16 protein-coding genes are annotated in these 16,486 nt (G+C 63.4%); 14 read left to right on the forward strand and 2 right to left on the reverse strand.

Annotated features, from left to right (window positions below):
* Positions 1-32: 32 nt before the first annotated feature.
* Genes zur through AB4O09_RS00690 form a run of 4 tightly spaced genes read left to right on the forward strand, consistent with a single transcriptional unit; the run spans position 33 to position 2,829 of the window.
* Positions 33-515, forward strand: coding sequence for a zinc uptake transcriptional repressor Zur (gene zur / locus AB4O09_RS00675; protein ID WP_003196217.1), 483 nt, complete (start codon positions 33-35; stop codon positions 513-515).
* Positions 515-1,297: a zinc ABC transporter ATP-binding protein ZnuC gene (gene znuC, locus AB4O09_RS00680; RefSeq protein WP_003196215.1), complete on the forward strand. Its 783-nt coding sequence runs from the start codon at positions 515-517 to the stop codon at positions 1,295-1,297. Before zur ends, znuC begins: the two co-directional genes overlap by 1 nt.
* Complete coding sequence (znuB, locus tag AB4O09_RS00685) at positions 1,290-2,078, forward strand: zinc ABC transporter permease subunit ZnuB (protein WP_003196213.1); 789 nt, start codon at positions 1,290-1,292, stop codon at positions 2,076-2,078. Before znuC ends, znuB begins: the two co-directional genes overlap by 8 nt.
* Before the next feature lie 37 nt (positions 2,079-2,115).
* The gene (locus AB4O09_RS00690; protein ID WP_460107856.1) at positions 2,116-2,829 is read left to right on the forward strand and encodes a PA5502 family lipoprotein; all 714 of its coding nucleotides are present in this window, start codon (positions 2,116-2,118) and stop codon (positions 2,827-2,829) included.
* Between the two features lie 106 nt (positions 2,830-2,935).
* Here the strand turns inward: AB4O09_RS00690 and katE are convergent, their stop codons facing one another.
* Positions 2,936-5,140 (reverse strand): catalase HPII, encoded by a 2,205-nt coding sequence (gene katE, locus AB4O09_RS00695; RefSeq protein ID WP_223524051.1) that lies wholly within the window; start codon positions 5,138-5,140, stop codon positions 2,936-2,938.
* 197 nt (positions 5,141-5,337) lie between these two features.
* On the opposite strand from katE, the gene AB4O09_RS00700 reads away from it, so the two are divergent.
* From AB4O09_RS00700 to AB4O09_RS00710, 3 genes are all read left to right on the forward strand, one after another.
* Positions 5,338-6,345, forward strand: coding sequence for a methionine ABC transporter ATP-binding protein (locus tag AB4O09_RS00700; protein WP_003196206.1), 1,008 nt, complete (start codon positions 5,338-5,340; stop codon positions 6,343-6,345).
* Positions 6,345-7,019 (forward strand): methionine ABC transporter permease, encoded by a 675-nt coding sequence (locus tag AB4O09_RS00705; protein WP_003196204.1) that lies wholly within the window; start codon positions 6,345-6,347, stop codon positions 7,017-7,019. Before AB4O09_RS00700 ends, AB4O09_RS00705 begins: the two co-directional genes overlap by 1 nt.
* Positions 7,020-7,098: 79 nt before the next feature.
* On the forward strand, positions 7,099-7,872 hold the full coding sequence (locus tag AB4O09_RS00710) for a MetQ/NlpA family ABC transporter substrate-binding protein (protein WP_027912883.1): 774 nt from the start codon (positions 7,099-7,101) through the stop codon (positions 7,870-7,872).
* Between the two features lie 102 nt (positions 7,873-7,974).
* Here the strand turns inward: AB4O09_RS00710 and AB4O09_RS00715 are convergent, their stop codons facing one another.
* Entirely contained in the window at positions 7,975-8,334 is a 360-nt protein-coding gene (locus AB4O09_RS00715) for a DUF6124 family protein (RefSeq protein ID WP_003196201.1), read from the reverse strand.
* Between the two features lie 528 nt (positions 8,335-8,862).
* Here AB4O09_RS00715 and AB4O09_RS00720 point away from each other — a divergent pair.
* From AB4O09_RS00720 to AB4O09_RS00750, 7 genes are all read left to right on the forward strand, one after another.
* On the forward strand, positions 8,863-9,729 hold the full coding sequence (locus tag AB4O09_RS00720; protein ID WP_460107858.1) for a LysR family transcriptional regulator: 867 nt from the start codon (positions 8,863-8,865) through the stop codon (positions 9,727-9,729).
* 147 nt (positions 9,730-9,876) lie between these two features.
* Positions 9,877-10,917: a putative 2-aminoethylphosphonate ABC transporter ATP-binding protein gene (locus AB4O09_RS00725; RefSeq protein ID WP_039013339.1), complete on the forward strand. Its 1,041-nt coding sequence runs from the start codon at positions 9,877-9,879 to the stop codon at positions 10,915-10,917.
* Positions 10,917-12,626, forward strand: a complete 1,710-nt coding sequence (locus tag AB4O09_RS00730; protein ID WP_038856119.1) for a putative 2-aminoethylphosphonate ABC transporter permease subunit — start codon at positions 10,917-10,919, stop codon at positions 12,624-12,626. The genes AB4O09_RS00725 and AB4O09_RS00730 overlap by 1 nt, the downstream gene beginning before the upstream one ends.
* A 17-nt stretch (positions 12,627-12,643) precedes the next feature.
* Positions 12,644-13,471: a phosphonoacetaldehyde hydrolase gene (gene phnX, locus AB4O09_RS00735; RefSeq protein WP_013691943.1), complete on the forward strand. Its 828-nt coding sequence runs from the start codon at positions 12,644-12,646 to the stop codon at positions 13,469-13,471.
* Positions 13,472-13,515: 44 nt separating this feature from the next.
* Positions 13,516-14,535: a putative 2-aminoethylphosphonate ABC transporter substrate-binding protein gene (locus AB4O09_RS00740; protein ID WP_003196191.1), complete on the forward strand. Its 1,020-nt coding sequence runs from the start codon at positions 13,516-13,518 to the stop codon at positions 14,533-14,535.
* A 150-nt stretch (positions 14,536-14,685) separates the two neighbouring features.
* Positions 14,686-15,843 (forward strand): TIGR03364 family FAD-dependent oxidoreductase, encoded by a 1,158-nt coding sequence (locus tag AB4O09_RS00745; protein ID WP_460107860.1) that lies wholly within the window; start codon positions 14,686-14,688, stop codon positions 15,841-15,843.
* Entirely contained in the window at positions 15,840-16,409 is a 570-nt protein-coding gene (locus AB4O09_RS00750; protein WP_003196187.1) for an HD domain-containing protein, read from the forward strand. The genes AB4O09_RS00745 and AB4O09_RS00750 overlap by 4 nt, the downstream gene beginning before the upstream one ends.
* Positions 16,410-16,486: the final 77 nt, after the last annotated feature.

Consider the following 16,486-nt stretch of genomic DNA (forward strand, 5'->3'; position numbering starts at 1 on the left):
AATAACGTCTCTCACTAAACTCGTCGCTGCCCATGCCTATTACACCCCTTGCCAGTCGCCCTCACGATCACTCCCACTGCGTGCACAGCGCGCTGTCCGAGGCCGACGCCATCTGCGCGCGCCAAGGGGTGCGCCTGACCGCCCTGCGTCGGCGTGTGCTGGAATTGGTCTGGCAAAGCCACAAACCACTGGGTGCCTACGACATCCTCGCGGTGCTCAGCGAGCAGGACGGCCGCCGCGCCGCGCCGCCAACGGTCTACCGGGCACTGGATTTCCTCTTGGAAAACGGCCTGGTGCATCGCATTTCGTCACTGAACGCCTTCGTCGGTTGCAACCATCCGGAGCACGCCCACCAAGGCCAGTTCCTGATCTGCCGCGAATGCCACGCCGCCATCGAGCTGGAACAGAAGTCCATCAGCGATGCCATCATCGCCAGCGCCAAAGAGGTCGGTTTCGTGGTCGACACCCAGACCGTCGAAGTGGTCGGTCTCTGCTCCGGCTGCCAGGGGGCCTGATGAGCAATGCGTTGATCCGCCTCGAACAGGTGGCCGTGACGTTCGCCGGGCAGAGCGTGCTGGACAACATCCAGCTGAGCGTCGAGCCGGGGCAGATCGTGACCTTGATCGGACCCAACGGCGCCGGCAAGACCACCCTGGTGCGCGCCGTGCTGGGTTTGCTCAAGCCCGACAGCGGCAGCGTCTGGCGCAAGCCGAAGCTGCGGGTCGGCTACATGCCGCAAAAACTCCACGTAGACCCGACGCTGCCACTGTCGGTGCTGCGCTTCCTGCGCCTGGTGCCTGGCGTGGACCGCACCCGCGCCTTGGCCGCGCTCAAAGAAGTCGGCGCCGAACAGGTGATCGACAGCCCGGTGCAAAGTGTCTCCGGTGGCGAGATGCAGCGCGTATTGCTGGCTCGCGCCCTGCTGCGTGAGCCTGAGCTGCTGGTGCTCGACGAGCCGGTGCAAGGGGTCGATGTGGCAGGGCAGGCCGAGCTGTACAGCCTGATCACGCGCCTGCGCGACCGCCACGGTTGCGGCGTGCTGATGGTCTCCCACGATTTGCACCTGGTGATGAGCACCACCGACCAGGTGGTCTGCCTCAATCGCCATGTCTGCTGTTCCGGGCATCCCGAGCAGGTCAGTGGCGATCCGGCCTTCGTCGAATTGTTCGGAAAAAACGCACAAAGCCTGGCGATTTATCACCATCACCATGACCACGCCCATGACCTGCATGGTTCGGTGGTCAGCGCCCCTTCTGCTTCCAATCATGTTCATGGAGATGGCTGCAAGCATGGCTGATTTTCTGTTGTACGCCCTGCTCGCAGGCTTGGCACTCGCCCTGGTAGCCGGCCCCCTGGGTTCGTTCGTGGTCTGGCGGCGCATGGCCTATTTCGGCGACACCTTGTCCCACGCAGCGTTGCTCGGCGTGGCCTTGGGATTTCTGCTGGACGTCAGCCCGGCGGTGGCGGTGACCGTTGGCTGCCTGTTGCTGGCAGTGGTGCTGGTGACCTTGCAACACCGCCAGCCGCTGGCGTCCGACACACTGCTGGGTATTTTGGCGCCGAGCACCCTATCCCTCGGGCTGGTGGTACTAAGCTTCATGCATGACGTGCGGATTGACCTGATGGCCTATCTGTTCGGCGACCTGTTGGCGATCAGTCCGACGGACCTGTCGTGGATCCTCGGCGGTAGCGCGGCGGTGCTGCTGTTGCTGGTGGCGCTCTGGCGGCCCTTGCTGGCCGTCACCGTGCACGAGGAACTGGCCCGGGTCGAAGGCCTGCCCGTGCTGGGCTTGCGCCTGGCGCTGATGCTGCTGATTGCAGTGGTCATCGCGGTGGCGATGAAAATCGTCGGGGTGTTGCTGATCACTTCATTGCTGATCATTCCGGCGGCTGCGGCACAGCGTCACGCTCGCTCACCCGAGCAGATGGCCCTGGGCGCGAGCCTGCTGGGCATGCTCGCGGTGTGTGGCGGCCTGGCACTTTCCTGGTTCAAGGACACCCCGGCCGGCCCATCGATCGTGGTCAGCGCCGCCGCGCTGTTTCTGCTGAGTTTTGTCCTGCCTCGTCGAGGGGTGTAGACTTGCTCGCTTTTTGCGCAAATAGAGAGTCGCAGGAATGAAGCCGTTCGCCTCCCGTTATCTGCTCCTTGTCGCATTTTCCCTGCTGCTGGGCGCCTGCCAGAGTACACCGCCGGTCACCCAGGCCCCCGATACGCGGGGCCCGGCCATCGCGCAGCTCGAGCAAAGCCTTGCCAGCAATGAGCTGGCCACCGCCGAAGACCAGTTGGCCGCCTTGCAAGCCCAATCGCCCGAAGACCGCTCGCTGGAACCCTACCAGCGGCAACTGGCCGAGGCGTATTTGCGCCGCAGCCAGATCGATCTGCAAAAAGGCGACGTCAACGCCGCTGCCACCGCCCTGAGCCGTGCCCGAGCCTTGATGCCCAAGGCCCCGGCGCTCACCGGCGAGGTCAACAGCGCCATTGCCGAAGCCCGCAAGGCCGACCTGGATAAAGCCGAGGCCGACCTCAAGGCCGCCGAAGCCAAACCGGTCGCCAAAGTGATCGACCCGAGCGCACCCAGCACCACGGTTGCGCTCAACCTCGCCGATATCCAGCAAATGCGTCGACAACTGGACGCCATCGCCGCCGACGTGGTGAATTATCAGTGTGACGTCAGCATCCAGGCGCCGCGCACCAATGATTATCCGTGGCTGGCGACGTTGCTGACCAAACGGGTCAAGAAACTGGACCCGGGGTTTGATTTGAAGCTGCAGAAGCAGATTTTGCGCAGTGTGCCGGCGCAGATGGTGCTGACACCGCGTAAGCCCTAAAAGCATCGCGAGCAAGCTCGCTCCCACAGGGGTTTTGTGTCGATTACAACACCCCATGTGGGAGCGAGCTTGCTCGCGATAGCGCCCTACCAGACAACAAATCTCTTTAGGCTGGAACCGCCTTGGCCTTCGGCTCCCGCGCCCAAACCCGATGCTGAGCAATCGCCGCGAAAAACCGCGAAAAACCGCTCGCATCCGCATCTTCGATCAACCCCGCATCCACCTCCAGCTTCAACTCCACCAACAACTGCCGGGCCTCACTATGAAGCCCAATGGCCTTCAGATGCTTGTAGGCCTCCAGCACGTAATGCAAAGCCACGCCGTCGCGACTCAAGGCCTTGATCGACTCCGCGCCACCGGGCACGAACACCGCGTCAAAGGCAATCGACGGCAAGCCTTCCATGGACGCATCCACCGCCAGCGTTTTCCCATCGGCCGTGGTTACCGGCGCGGAGGTCGGCCCCAACACTTTGGCGTGGGCGCCCTCGGCCTTCAGGGCCTTCTTGAGCGCATCGATGATCGCCCCGTCGACACCGTTAGCCACCAACACCGCCACTTTTCGCGTTTTGATGTCGCCGGACAGCAGGTTCGCCTGGCTCAAGGCCGGAGACTGCTCCAGCGATGGCGTTGGTACATCGACGGTGCCAGCGGTGGGCGCCGGCAACCCGAGGTTTTTCGCCACTCGCCCGGCCAGTTCCAGGTCGATATTGGCGAGGATCTCATTGACCTGCCGCGCCCGGATGAACTCACGCTCCACCTTGCCCAGCTCGAAGCTGTAGGCAGCGATGATGTGCTCCTGCTCATGAGGGCTCATGCTCTTGTAGAACAACCGAGCCTGGGAGAAATGATCACCGAACGAATCGCTGCGTTGGCGGATCTTGTAGGCGTCGATGCGCTCTGGATAACTTTCGAAGCCGCCGTCTTCCGGTCCAGGCGGGGTTTCCTTCGGCCAGCCGCCGTCGATGGAGTTCGGCTCGTAGGACGCACGGCCCTTGTCGATGGTGGTGCGGTGCATCGCATCACGCTGACCGTTGTGTACCGGGGTGATCGCCCGGTTGATCGGCAGCTCATGAAAATTCGGCCCACCGAGTCGGCTGATCTGCGTATCGGTGTAGGAAAACAGCCGCCCTTGCAGCAACGGGTCATTGGAAAAGTCGATGCCCGGCACGATGTGCCCTGGGCAGAACGCAACTTGCTCGACTTCGGCGAAGAAATTGTCCGGGTTGCGGTTCAGCACCATCTTGCCCAGGGGGGTGATGGGCACGAGTTCTTCAGGGATGATCTTGGTCGGGTCGAGCAGGTCGAAGTCAAACTTGTGCTCGTCTTCCTCGGCGACAATCTGCACGCCGAACTCCCATTCCGGGTAGTCGCCCATCTCGATCGACTCCCAGAGATCGCGACGGTGGTAGTCCGTATCTTTACCCGCCAGCTTCTGGGCTTCGTCCCATACCAACGAGCAGGTGCCGACGGTAGGGCGCCAGTGGAATTTGACGAAGCTGCTTTTGCCTTCAGCGTTGATCATGCGGAAGGTGTGCACACCAAAACCCTGCATTGCACGTAGGCTTTTTGGAATGGCCCGGTCAGACATCGCCCAGATCACCATGTGAGCCGATTCCGGCACCAGCGAGACAAAATCCCAGAACGTGTCGTGGGCCGAGCCACCTGTAGGAATTTCGTTATGGGGCTCGGGTTTTACCGCGTGGACAAAGTCCGGAAATTTCACCGCGTCCTGAATGAAAAACACCGGCATGTTGTTGCCCACCAGATCGAAGTTGCCTTCGTCGGTGAAGAACTTCACCGCAAAACCACGCACGTCCCGCACGGTGTCGCCGGAGCCGCGTGGGCCTTGCACAGTGGAAAAACGCACGAACACCGGGGTTTTCTTGCTCGGATCTTGTAGGAAACCGGCCTTGGTCAATGCCGAATGCGCATCGTAGCTCTGAAAATAACCATGGGCGCCGGTCCCACGGGCGTGGACGATGCGCTCCGGGATACGCTCATGGTCAAAGTGCGTGATTTTTTCACGCATGATGAAGTCTTCCAGCAACGAAGGGCCGCGGGGGCCGGCGCGCAGGGTGTTCTGGTTATCGGCGATCTTCACGCCCTGGTTGGTGCGCAACGCCTGTTCGGTGGCGTCGGAGCGAAACTGTTCCAGGCTCTCGAGCTTGGCGTTGGTGTTACCGCGATCCAGCGTGTCGGTCCCGGCCAGTTGGCTCTTGTTGACCGTGGGCTTCTTGGTACTCATCAGGCATGACTCCTCTTTGCGTTCCTCGCCGTGGCCAGGAATCTGAGTTCGATACCGCAGGTGCATGACCCCGGCATTTCGAGTGGCTTAATGAGTGACCGACGCCGTTTGGCCGTGTTCCTTTTTTATGGCCTTTGATCGCGTTATTGCCAAATGACAGGTCTGATCGCAAATAAATGCTAAGAACCTCTATACGGACAGGCTAAAATGCGCGCCCGGCTAACCGCTGACCCTTTTCCAACGCGCCCCACAAGGTTCGCTACGTGATCGAGTTTCAAGACGTCCATAAAACCTACCGAGTCGCCGGTAGGGATATCCCCGCCCTGCATCCGACCAGTCTGACGATTGAGAACGGTCAGGTCTTCGGCCTGATTGGCCATTCCGGTGCGGGAAAAAGCACCTTGCTGCGCCTGATCAATCGCCTGGAAGATTCCACGGGCGGCAAGATCATCGTCGACGGCGAAGAAGTCACCGCCCTGGACGCCAGCGGCCTGCGCCGCTTCCGCCAGCAAGTCGGGATGATCTTCCAGCACTTCAACCTGCTGGCGTCCAAGACCGTGGCCGACAACGTGGCGCTGCCACTGACGCTGGCGGGCGAATTGTCCCGCAGCGCAATCGACCAGCGCGTTGCCGAGTTGCTGGCGCGGGTGGGCCTGTCCGACCACGCTCGCAAATACCCGGCGCAACTGTCCGGCGGCCAGAAGCAGCGCGTTGGCATCGCCCGCGCCCTGGCGACCAAACCCAAGATTTTGCTGTGCGACGAGGCCACCAGCGCCCTCGACCCACAGACCACTGCCTCGGTGCTGCAACTGCTGGCGGAAATCAACCGCGAGCTGAAGCTGACCATCGTGCTGATCACCCATGAAATGGACGTGATCCGCCGCGTTTGCGATCAAGTGGCCGTGATGGACGCCGGCGTGATCGTCGAGCAAGGCCCGGTGGCCCAGGTGTTCCTGCACCCCAAGCACCCGACAACCAAGCGTTTCGTCCAGGAAGACGAGCAGATCGACGAAAGCGAACAGCGCGACGATTTCGCTCACGTCCCAGGGCGCATCGTGCGTCTGACGTTCCAGGGCGAAGCGACCTACGCGCCATTGCTCGGCACCATTGCCCGGGAAACCGGCGTGGACTACAGCATCCTGGCCGGTCGTATCGACCGCATCAAAGACACCCCCTACGGGCAACTGACCCTCGCCATCACCGGCGGTGACATGGAGGCGGCGTTTGCCCGCTTCACCGCGGCCGATGTCCACATGGAGGTGCTGCGCTAATGGAACTGTTGAGTTCGTTCTTCTCCAACATCGACTGGCTGGAAATCTGGCTGGCGACGGGCGACACCTTCCTGATGCTGTTCGGTTCGCTGCTGTTCACCGTACTGCTCGGCCTGCCGCTGGGGGTGCTGTTGTTCCTGTGCAGCCCGCGCCAGTTGCTCGAAGCCCGTGGCGTGTATGCGCTGCTGTCGCTGATCGTCAACATTCTGCGTTCGCTGCCGTTCATCATCCTGTTGATCGTGATGATCCCGTTCACGGTATTGATCACCGGCACCTCCCTGGGCGTGGCCGGCGCGATCCCACCACTGGTAGTCGGCGCCACACCGTTCTTCGCCCGCCTGGTGGAAACCGCCCTGCGCGAAGTCGACCGCGGCATCATCGAAGCGACCCAGGCCATGGGCGCAACGACGCGACAAATCATCGTCAACGCCTTGCTGCCGGAGGCCCGCCCAGGCATTTTTGCAGCGATTACGGTGACAGCGATTACGCTGGTGTCCTACACGGCCATGGCCGGTGTGGTCGGCGCCGGTGGTTTGGGCGACCTGGCAATCCGGTTCGGTTACCAGCGTTTCCAGACCGATGTGATGGTAGTCACGGTGGTATTGCTGCTGGTGCTGGTGCAGGTCCTGCAGACCGTGGGCGACAAACTGGTTGTGCATTTCTCTAGAAAATAAGGCCTCGCGGCCAATAAACCATGAGCCGGCCATTCGCTGGCAGGCGCCGAGAGCAGGCGCCTCAAAAGGAGTTAGCTGAATGAAAAAACTACTGGTTGCCTTCGCTGCCGCCGCAGCGTTTTCCGCCCACGCCGCCGACACCCTGACCGTCGCGGCCACCCCGGTTCCCCACGCGGAAATCCTCGAATTCGTCAAACCGGCCCTGGCCAAAGAAGGCGTGGACCTCAAGGTCAAAGTCTTCACCGACTACATCCAGCCGAACGTACAAGTCGCCGAAAAACGCCTGGACGCCAACTTCTTCCAACACCAGCCGTACCTGGATGAGTTCAATAAGGCCAAGGGCACGCACCTGGTGAGCGTGGCCGGTGTGCACCTGGAACCACTGGGCGCGTATTCCAGTAAGTACAAGACACTCGCCGAATTGCCAGGTGGTGGCAACGTGGTGATCCCGAACGACGCCACCAACGGCGGCCGTGCGCTGTTGCTGCTGGCGAAGGCTGGGGTGATCAAGCTGAAGGATTCGAACAACATCCTGTCGACGACCAAGGACATCACCGAGAATCCGAAGGATCTGAAATTCCGCGAGCTGGAAGCGGCGACCATTCCGCGGGTGCTGACCCAGGTGGATCTGGCGTTGATCAATACCAACTACGCGTTGGAAGCCAAGCTTGATCCTTCCAAGGATGCGCTGGTTATCGAAGGTAACGACTCGCCTTATGTGAACATCCTGGTGGCTCGCGAGGATGATAAGGACAGCGAGGCGATGAAGAAGCTGGTGGCGGCGCTGCATACGCCGGAAGTGAAGGCTTTCATTCTTGAGAAGTACAAAGGTGCGGTTTTGCCGGCGTTCTGATCTGATCAGGTGGTGAAAAAACGGGGCTGCGTGGGAATGCAGGCCCGTTTTTTTTATGCTCGGAAATGTGTGGCGTCACGGAAAGACCCGCAAGATCACGGGCTATCGCGGATCAACGTTATTCAACACCCGATTCGCCAGCAATGAACTCAATTCGATCAATTGTTGGATGCCGAGAAGGATGTGACGACGCGGGCCTTCCAGGTCGAAGGCCAGGTTGCTGACCATCGCGTCGGCTGCCGCCAGGGTTTCGCTGAGGTTGGCGAGGAGGGATTCGTTGTCGGCGTTTTTGGCGACGGTGAAGAGCTGACCCGGTTGGGACGTATCTTCGGACTTTTCCGGTTTTGGTAGCAGGTAGTAATCCAAGGCACGATTGGTGGCTTCGTCGTGTTTCTTGGCTTTGGATTTGGTTCGCGGGGAAGCTTGGTCCGCCTCTGGCGGATTCGGTGTAGGTTTGAACATGTACTAAGTCCTATAGGTGACGCCGCAACCCTCTAGCTACTAAACAAGGGGTGGCAGCTGTACGCAGGTTAGTAGACCGGGGACTTAGCAAGCCGGCGCGCCCGAGGGCGCCCTGCGCACAGCCGCCATCAAATACAGGCATGGAAATACCTGACTGATAGAGCTTTGCACCTTACTAAATACCTCGGGCTACTAAACCCGACCACTGATGGGCAGTGGCAGGGAAACGATAGAACCCAGGGACAAGGCGCACAAGCGGGCGGATTCTGGCGTAGTTGTAGGCAATGGCGCAAGGATTCGTAGCTTGATGGAAGGGTGGCTGTTGCGGAATAAACAAAGCTTCGTTTTGCCTTGAAATTCGGAGCCAGAGGGCAGGTTTTAGCTATGGAACCTGACGTTGTCGTAACGCATCACAAAACGCTGCAAGTCGATCTGCCCGTCATGCTTTACTGACGTTCTGTCACTTCCAAGCTGTAACGTATGCTCACGCGCCTTCAAGGGTGATCCGTACCGAGAGCCGTATACATAATGTCCTTCGCCGAGCTGAAATCCTTCCACATGGTCGCCCGCCTGGGCAGCATCACCCAGGCGGCGAAGAAACTCGGCCTCAGCCAGCCCACGGTCACCACGCAGATCCGCAGCCTCGAAGGGCAGTACGGCGTCGAGCTGTTCTACCGGGGTGGTCGGCGTCTGACCCTGAGCGATGAAGGCGTACGCCTGCTGCCCATGGTGCAGCAGTTGCTGCAACAGGAGGCCGACATTGAGTTCTTCTTGCGCAACTGCGGCCAGGTACAAGGTGCCCTGCGCATCGGCGCCACTGCGCCCTACTACATGCTCGACCTGGTGCGGCGCTTTCGCGAGCAACTGCCGCAATGCGAGGTGACCCTGGAGATCGGCAACTCGCAGCAGGTGATCGAAGCGCTGGAAGACTACCGCGTCGACCTTGCCGCTTCCTCGCTGTTGGTCGAGGACCCGCGACTGACTCGCCTGCTGTTGGGCCACGATCCACTGGTGTTGGCCGTACACCGTAGTCACCCGCTGGCCGCGCGGGAGCGCGTGCCGCTCGCGGCGCTGGCCGGGCACTGCCTGCTGATGCGCGAGAAAGGTTCGACCACTCGCGTGCTTACCGAGCAGTTGCTGCGCGACGCTGGCGTGGCGCTCGGCTCGTTACTGGAGATCGGCAGCCGCGAATCGATCCGCGAAGCGGTGCTGCGCAATATCGGTATCAGCATCATCGCCCGCCACGAAGTGCCGACCAGTACCGAGTTGCGGGTGATCGAACTGGAAGGCGCGCCGCTGATTGCCGAGTACCTCTACTGTCTCAAGGAGCGCCGCAGTGCGCGCCTGCCGGCGGCCTTTCTTGCGCTGGCGCGGGAAGCCGTGAGCACCTCGTAAGGCGCCTCGCTGCCCTCCCGCCGGGGCGCAAACACATCCCTACACAAATCCACCGATGCCACTATCGGCAGTTTTTGCCCAACTGCCATAAAGCCTTAGCACCCTGTGTCCAGGATGGACCTCGTATTCCACCGACGAGGTTCCGCCATGGCTACGGTCAGCTTGCAACTGCGCGATATCCACAAGGCCTTCGGCGCCTTTCAGGCGCTGGACGGGGTGTCGCTGGACGTCTCTGCCGGCGAGCTGGTGTGCCTGCTCGGCCCCTCGGGCTGCGGCAAGACCACCCTGCTGCGCTGCATCGCCGGGCTGGAGCGCCAGGACGGCGGCAATATTTTCTTCGGCAATCGTGATGTCTCCACGCTGCCACCGCAGGCGCGCGACTACGGCATCCTGTTCCAATCCTATGCGCTGTTTCCCAATCTCACGGTGGCGCAAAATATCGGTTACGGCCTGGCCGGCAATAGCCGCGAGAGCCTCCGTGCACGGGTCGCCGAGATGCTTGAGCTGGTCGGCCTCAAGGGCAGCGAGCAGAAATATCCCGGCCAACTCTCCGGCGGCCAGCAACAGCGCGTGGCCCTGGCCCGCGCCCTCGCGCCGGCACCCAAGCTGCTGCTGCTGGACGAACCGATGTCGGCCCTCGACGCTCGCGTGCGCGAACACCTGTGTGGTGAGCTGCGCCAGTTGCAGAAGAGCCTGGGCATCACCACCGTGATGGTCACCCACAATCAGGACGAGGCCATGCTCATGGCCGACCGTATCGCGGTGATCAACCACGGTCGGGTCGAGCAATACGCCACGCCCCAGGAGATCTATCGCGCGCCCGCCACGCCCTTCGTCGCCGAGTTCGTCGGCCAGGGCAACTGGCTGCCCTACGAGCGCGACGGCGAGCACGCCCGGGTTGGCGAGCTTAGCCTGCGTCTGCACGGCGTCCGGCCGGCCGAACGCGGTCGCCTGTTCTGCCGGCCCGAGGCGGTGGTGGTCAACCCGCCGGTGCACGAAGACAACCTGTTCAGCGCACAGATGCGCGAGATCACCTTCCTCGGCAATCGCTGCCGCCTGAGTTTCGAGCTGGACGCCCTGCCGGGTCATGCCCTGCTTGCCGAGCTGGCGCCGGACGCCATGCCGCGCCTGGGCGCCCCGCATATCTGGGTGGCCCTGCCGCCGCGCAGCCTGCAAGTGTTCGTCTGATGGAACAGGTATTGCTGAGCAAGCCCCAAGCCGGCGCGCGGCGCCTGCCTGCCGACCTGGCCGACCGGATATTCGTCCACGGTGGCCAGTGGTTGCTGCTGGTGCTGCTGGTTCTCGCCGTGCTGCTGCCGCTACTGGCCATGCTTTGGCGCGGCTTTGCCAGCGAGCCCGGGCAGGGCGGTGGGCTGACGGCGGCGGCCGAACTGTTCACCAGTGCCAACTTCCGCTGGCTGCTAGGCAACAGTCTGGCGGTCTCGCTGACCGTGGCCGCCATCGTCGTGCCGCTGGCCTACACCTTCGCCTATGCGCTGCAGCGTACCTGCGTGCCGGCCAAGGGCCTGTGGCGCGGCATTTCCCTGCTGCCGCTGCTGGCGCCGTCGATATTGCCGGGCATCGCGCTGATCTACCTGTTCGGCAACCAGGGCGCGCTCCGGCACCTGCTCACGGACAATATCTATGGCTTCTGGGGCATCGTTATCGGCGAAGTCATCTACACCTTCCCGCATGCGCTGATGGTGCTGCTTTCAGCCCTGGCCCTGGCCGATGCGCGCCTGTTCGACGCCGCCTCGAGCATGGGCGCGTCACCGTGGCGGGCATTTCGCAGCATCACCTGGCCGGGCAGCCGACAGGGCGTATTCGCCGCCTTCTGCCTGGTGTTCACCCTGTGCATCACCGATTTCGGCGTGCCGGTGGTGGTCGGCGGCGATTATCAGGTGCTGGCGCTGGAGGCCTACAAAGCAGTGGTTGGGCAACAGCAGTTCGGCCGCGGCGCGCTGATCGGCATGGTCCTGCTGCTGCCGGCGCTGTTGAGCTTCGCCGTCGACCTGTGGCTACGCCGGCGTCAGCGCGAGGCAATGAGCGGTCGCGCCCAGGTTTACCAGCCGCAACCGTCGCGCCGCCGCGACCTGGCCTTCCTTGCCGTGGTGCTGCTGATCTGCGCGGCGCTGCTCGGTGTGTTCGGCATGGCGATGTACTCGTCGCTGGTCAAGTTCTGGCCCTACGACCTGTCGCTGTCGCTGCACCACTACACCTTTTCCGAACTCCCCGGCGGCTGGCAGGTGTACCGCAACAGCCTGCTGCTGGCCGGCTGCACGGCCGTGTTCGGCAGCCTGCTGACCTTCACCGGCGCCTACCTGCTGGAGAAGACCCGGCAGAGCCCGCTGACCCAGGCCCTGCGTCTGCTCAGCTTCGTGCCGATGGCGGTGCCGGGGTTGGTGCTGGGCCTGGGCTACGTGTTTTTCTTCAACTTGCCGGGCAATCCGCTGCACGGTCTGTACGGCAGCCTGACCCTGCTGGTGGCGTGTACCATCGCGCACTTCCTGACCACTGCGCAGTTGACTGCCAGCGCCGCGCTGCGCCAGCTCGATGGCGAGTTCGAGGCCGCGGCGCTGTCGCTGAAGGTGCCGCTGCTGCGCCACTTTTTGCGCGTCACCCTGCCAATTTGCCTGCCGGCGTTGCTCGACATCCTGCGCTACCTGTTCGTCTCGGCGATGACCACGGTGTCGGCGGTGATCTTCCTCTACAGCCCGGACAGCCTGCTCGCCGCCATCGCCGTGCTGAACATGGACGACGCCGGCAACGTCGGCGGCGCCGCCGCCATGTCCACCCTGATTCTGCTCACCTCGGCCGCGGTTTCGCTGCTGCTGGCGGGGGCCTCACGCGGTGTGCTGCGTCGGGCCCAAGCCTGGCGCACGACCGCCGGCCATTGATTACCCTGGAGACTGCCATGCACTACCAACACCCCGACCGCCTGCACGCCGCCATTCTCGACTGGGCCGGCACCGTGGTCGATTTCGGCTCCTTCGCGCCAACCCGCATCTTCGTCGAGGCCTTCGCCAGTTTCGACGTCGAGATCAGCCTGGAGGAGGCGCGCGGGCCGATGGGCATGGGCAAATGGGACCATATCCGCGCCCTGTGCAACCTGCCGGCGATTGCCGAGCGCTACCAGCGTCGCTTCGGCCGTCTGCCGAGCGATGAAGATGTGACGGCAATTTATGAGCGCTTCATGCCCTTGCAGATCGCCAAGGTCCGCGAGCACTCGGCGCTGATCCCCGGCGCGCTGGCGTGTATCGCCGCGCTGCGCGAGCGCGGCCTCAAGCTCGGCAGCTGCTCCGGCTATCCCAAACAGGTGATGGACAAGGTGGTCGAGCTGGCCGCCGCCAATGGCTATAGCCCGGACCATGTGGTCGCCACCGACGAGGTGCCCAAGGGTCGGCCGAGCCCGGCCCAGGCGCTGGCCAACGTCATCGCCCTCGGCCTCGACGACGTGGCTGCCTGCGTCAAGGTCGACGACACCGAGCCGGGCATCCTCGAAGGCCGCAGCGCCGGCATGTGGACCGTGGCGCTGCGCTTCTCCGGCAACTTTCTGGGCCTTGACTGGGCGCAGTACCAGGCCCTGACGCCCGCGCAGCGCGAAGCCGAGCGCACGCGCATCGACGCGCTGTTCGCGCCGAGCCGGCCGCATTACCTGATCGACACCCTCGCCGAACTGCCGCCGGTGATCGACGCGATCAACGCTCGCCTGGCCCGGGGCGAGAGTCCGCAAGCCAGCTGAATTCGAATAACCAACGCCACGCAATGCCAACCAAGGAGCTCTTCATGTTCAAACGCACCGCTCTGGCCGCCGGCCTGCTCGCCGCTTGCGCCATGCAGGCCCAGGCCAACACCGAGCTGACCGTGTACACCGCCCTCGAAGTGGAACAGCTGGCCGCCTACAAGAGCGCCTTCGAAAAGCTGCACCCGGATATCGAGATCAAGTGGGTACGCGACTCCACCGGTATTGTCACCGCCAAGCTGCTGGCCGAGAAGGATCGTCCGCAGGCAGACGTTGTCTGGGGCCTGGCTGGCTCGAGCCTGGCTGTGCTCAAGCAACAAGGCATGCTCGAAGCCTACGCCCCGGCCAACCTGGACAAGATCGGCGCCAACTACCGCGACACCGCCAACCCACCGGCCTGGGTCGGCATGGACGTGTGGGCTGCGACCATCTGCTTCAACACCATCGAGGCCGAGAAGCAGGGCCTGCCCAAGCCGACCAAATGGGAAGACCTGACCAACCCGGTGTACAAGGGCAAGATCGTCATGCCGAACCCGGCTTCGTCCGGCACCGGCTACCTCGACGTCAGCGCCTGGTTGCAGACCTTCGGCGAGCCCCAGGGCTGGGCCTACATGGACAAGCTGCACCAGAACATCGGCCAGTACACCCACTCCGGCTCCAAGCCGTGCAAGCTGGCCGCCGCCGGCGAGTTCCCCATCGGCATCTCCTTCGAGTACCCGGCTGTGCAACTCAAGCGCAAGGGTGCGCCGCTGGACATCGTCCTGCCGAAGGAAGGCCTGGGTTGGGAGATCGAGGCCACCGGCATCATCAAGGGCACCGAGCAGCTGGAAGCGGCGAAGAAGCTCGCCGACTTCTCCGCCAGCCGCGAGGCCATGGACCTGTACAAGGCGAATTTCGCCGTGCTGGCCCAGCCGGGCATCGCCGAGCGCTTCCAGGAACTGCCCGCCGACTACGAGCAGCGCCTGATCAAGAACGACTTCGCCTGGGCCTCGGAAAACCGCGACAAGATCCTCGCCGAATGGCGCAAGCGCTACGACGGCAAGTCCGAACCTGTCGCCCAGTGACGTGGCCGGCAGAATCCTGTTGGCGGTGTGACGCGGGTCTGCTGTACGGCTCGCCCGCCAGCCTTGCCAGAGGGGTTCTGCCAATCGGTGCTGCACGTTGATTCATCCGGCTGCGTTGGCGGCCGCCTTTTTCGTTCCAGGAGTTTCCCCATGAGTCAGCACGACTGCGATCTGTTGATCGTCGGTGCCGGCATGCTCGGCCTCGCCCATGCCTGGGCCGGCGCCAAGCGCGGCCTCAAGGTACGTGTGTTCGAGCGCAGCCACACGCCGCTCGGCGCCTCCATCCGCAACTTCGGCCAGGCCCTGGTCACTGGCCAGGCACCCGGCGTGATGCTCGACCTGGCCCGCCAGTCCCGCGGCCTGTGGGCCGAACTGGGCCAGGCCGCCGGCCTGCAGCTCAAGCAACAGGGCTCACTGCTGTTTGCACGCAGCGAAGCCGAAGAAGCCTTGCTCGAAGCCTTCTGCGCGGGCCGCGCTCGTGAGCAGGGCTACCGCGTCGAGCTACTGCGCGGCGCCGCCCTGAATGGGCTGTACGGCGGACGTTTCGCCCACCATCGTGCCGCCCTGCATGGCCTCGACGACCAGCAGCTGTATTCCCGTGAGGCGCTGCCGCAGATCGTCGATTACCTGCGCGGGTTGGGCGTGCAGTTCCACTTCTCCACCCTGGTGCGTGACGTCAAACCAGGTAGCGCCCTGACCAGCGCCGGAAGTTTCAGCGCCAGGCACATCGTGGTCTGCTCCGGACACGATTATCAGACCTTGCTGGCCGAGCCGCTGGCCGCACTCCAGCCTTCGGTGTGTCGCTTGCAGATGCTGCGCGCCCGCCTGCAACAGCCGCTGGACCTGCAGCACGCGGTGCTCACCGGACTCAGCTGCGTGCATTACGGCGCTTTCGCCGATCTGCCGGAAGCCGAGGCCATTCGCGCGCAGATCCGCCGCGAGCAGCCGGAACTGGAAACCCACGGCATCCACCTGCTGGTCAGCCCGACGCCCCATGGCGAGTTGATCATCGGCGACTCCCACGACTACGGCAGCGACGCCTCGCCGTTCAATGCCGAGGCCGTGGACGACCTCATGCTGGCGCTGGCCGAGCACACCCTGGGCGGCAAGCTGCAGGTGCTGGAACGCTGGCAGGGCGTATACGGCTCGCGCGGGCCCGGCCCGTTCAGCGTGGTGCAAGCCGGAGCAGGTGTCAGCGCCGTACTGATGCACACCGGCCTGGGCATGAGCGTCGGCCTAGGCCTCGGCGAGCGCAGCCTGGCGGCGCTGCTCGGCGAAGAAGAATGGCCGCAGGCGTGCGTCGCATGAGCGCGGAGCAGGCGGTGGCCGAACTGTTTGCCCTGTGCCGCCAGCAGGCGCAGGCGGACTACATCGGCGAGGCGGTCAGCCAGCTCGAACACATGGTCCAGGCCGCCGAGCTGGCACGTGACGAAGGGGCAGACGAGGAGTTGGTGCTGGCCGCTTTCTGCCACGACGTCGGGCACTTCTGTGCGCCGCTGACGACGGAAAACTCAATGGCCGGCCTGGGCCGTCGAGGCCACGAGCGGGTGGGCGCAAACTGGCTGTTGGGGTTGGGCTTCTCCCAGCGCCTGGCGGGGCTGGTGGCGCGGCATGTTGACGCCAAGCGTTACCTGAGCTGGCGCGAACCGGCTTATCTGGCAGGGTTGAGTGAGGCCAGCCGGCAAACGCTGCACTGGCAGGGCGGACCGATGACGCCCCCTGAGGCCGAAGCTTTCGAGGCCGACCCGCTGTTTGCCGACAGCCTGCGTTTGCGCCGCTGGGACGAGGCGGCCAAGGTCGCCGGGAGACCTTCAACCGATCTCAGCGATTTGGAGCAGCTTGCGATACGTGTTCACCAGGCTGCGATACCTTGATGGAAAGGATCACACCAGCGGAATAAACGGGGCTTGGTTTTGGCCCGTAAATTGGGGCCCGAGAGCGGTGGGAACGA

Source organism: Pseudomonas sp. H1_F01 (assembly GCF_054681425.1).

Coding starts and splice junctions, on each gene's coding strand:
- zur (WP_003196217.1), top strand. CDS start 33: ATGCCTATTACACCCCTTGCCAGTCGCCCTCACGATCACTCCCACTGC.
- AB4O09_RS00690 (WP_460107856.1), top strand. CDS start 2,116: ATGAAGCCGTTCGCCTCCCGTTATCTGCTCCTTGTCGCATTTTCCCTG.
- AB4O09_RS00740 (WP_003196191.1), top strand. CDS start 13,516: ATGTTCAAACGCACCGCTCTGGCCGCCGGCCTGCTCGCCGCTTGCGCC.
- AB4O09_RS00730 (WP_038856119.1), top strand. CDS start 10,917: ATGGAACAGGTATTGCTGAGCAAGCCCCAAGCCGGCGCGCGGCGCCTG.
- AB4O09_RS00715 (WP_003196201.1), bottom strand. CDS start 8,334: ATGTTCAAACCTACACCGAATCCGCCAGAGGCGGACCAAGCTTCCCCG.
- katE (WP_223524051.1), bottom strand. CDS start 5,140: ATGCACCTGCGGTATCGAACTCAGATTCCTGGCCACGGCGAGGAACGC.
- AB4O09_RS00750 (WP_003196187.1), top strand. CDS start 15,840: ATGAGCGCGGAGCAGGCGGTGGCCGAACTGTTTGCCCTGTGCCGCCAG.
- AB4O09_RS00705 (WP_003196204.1), top strand. CDS start 6,345: ATGGAACTGTTGAGTTCGTTCTTCTCCAACATCGACTGGCTGGAAATC.
- AB4O09_RS00745 (WP_460107860.1), top strand. CDS start 14,686: ATGAGTCAGCACGACTGCGATCTGTTGATCGTCGGTGCCGGCATGCTC.
- phnX (WP_013691943.1), top strand. CDS start 12,644: ATGCACTACCAACACCCCGACCGCCTGCACGCCGCCATTCTCGACTGG.
- znuC (WP_003196215.1), top strand. CDS start 515: ATGAGCAATGCGTTGATCCGCCTCGAACAGGTGGCCGTGACGTTCGCC.
- znuB (WP_003196213.1), top strand. CDS start 1,290: ATGGCTGATTTTCTGTTGTACGCCCTGCTCGCAGGCTTGGCACTCGCC.
- AB4O09_RS00725 (WP_039013339.1), top strand. CDS start 9,877: ATGGCTACGGTCAGCTTGCAACTGCGCGATATCCACAAGGCCTTCGGC.
- AB4O09_RS00710 (WP_027912883.1), top strand. CDS start 7,099: ATGAAAAAACTACTGGTTGCCTTCGCTGCCGCCGCAGCGTTTTCCGCC.
- AB4O09_RS00720 (WP_460107858.1), top strand. CDS start 8,863: ATGTCCTTCGCCGAGCTGAAATCCTTCCACATGGTCGCCCGCCTGGGC.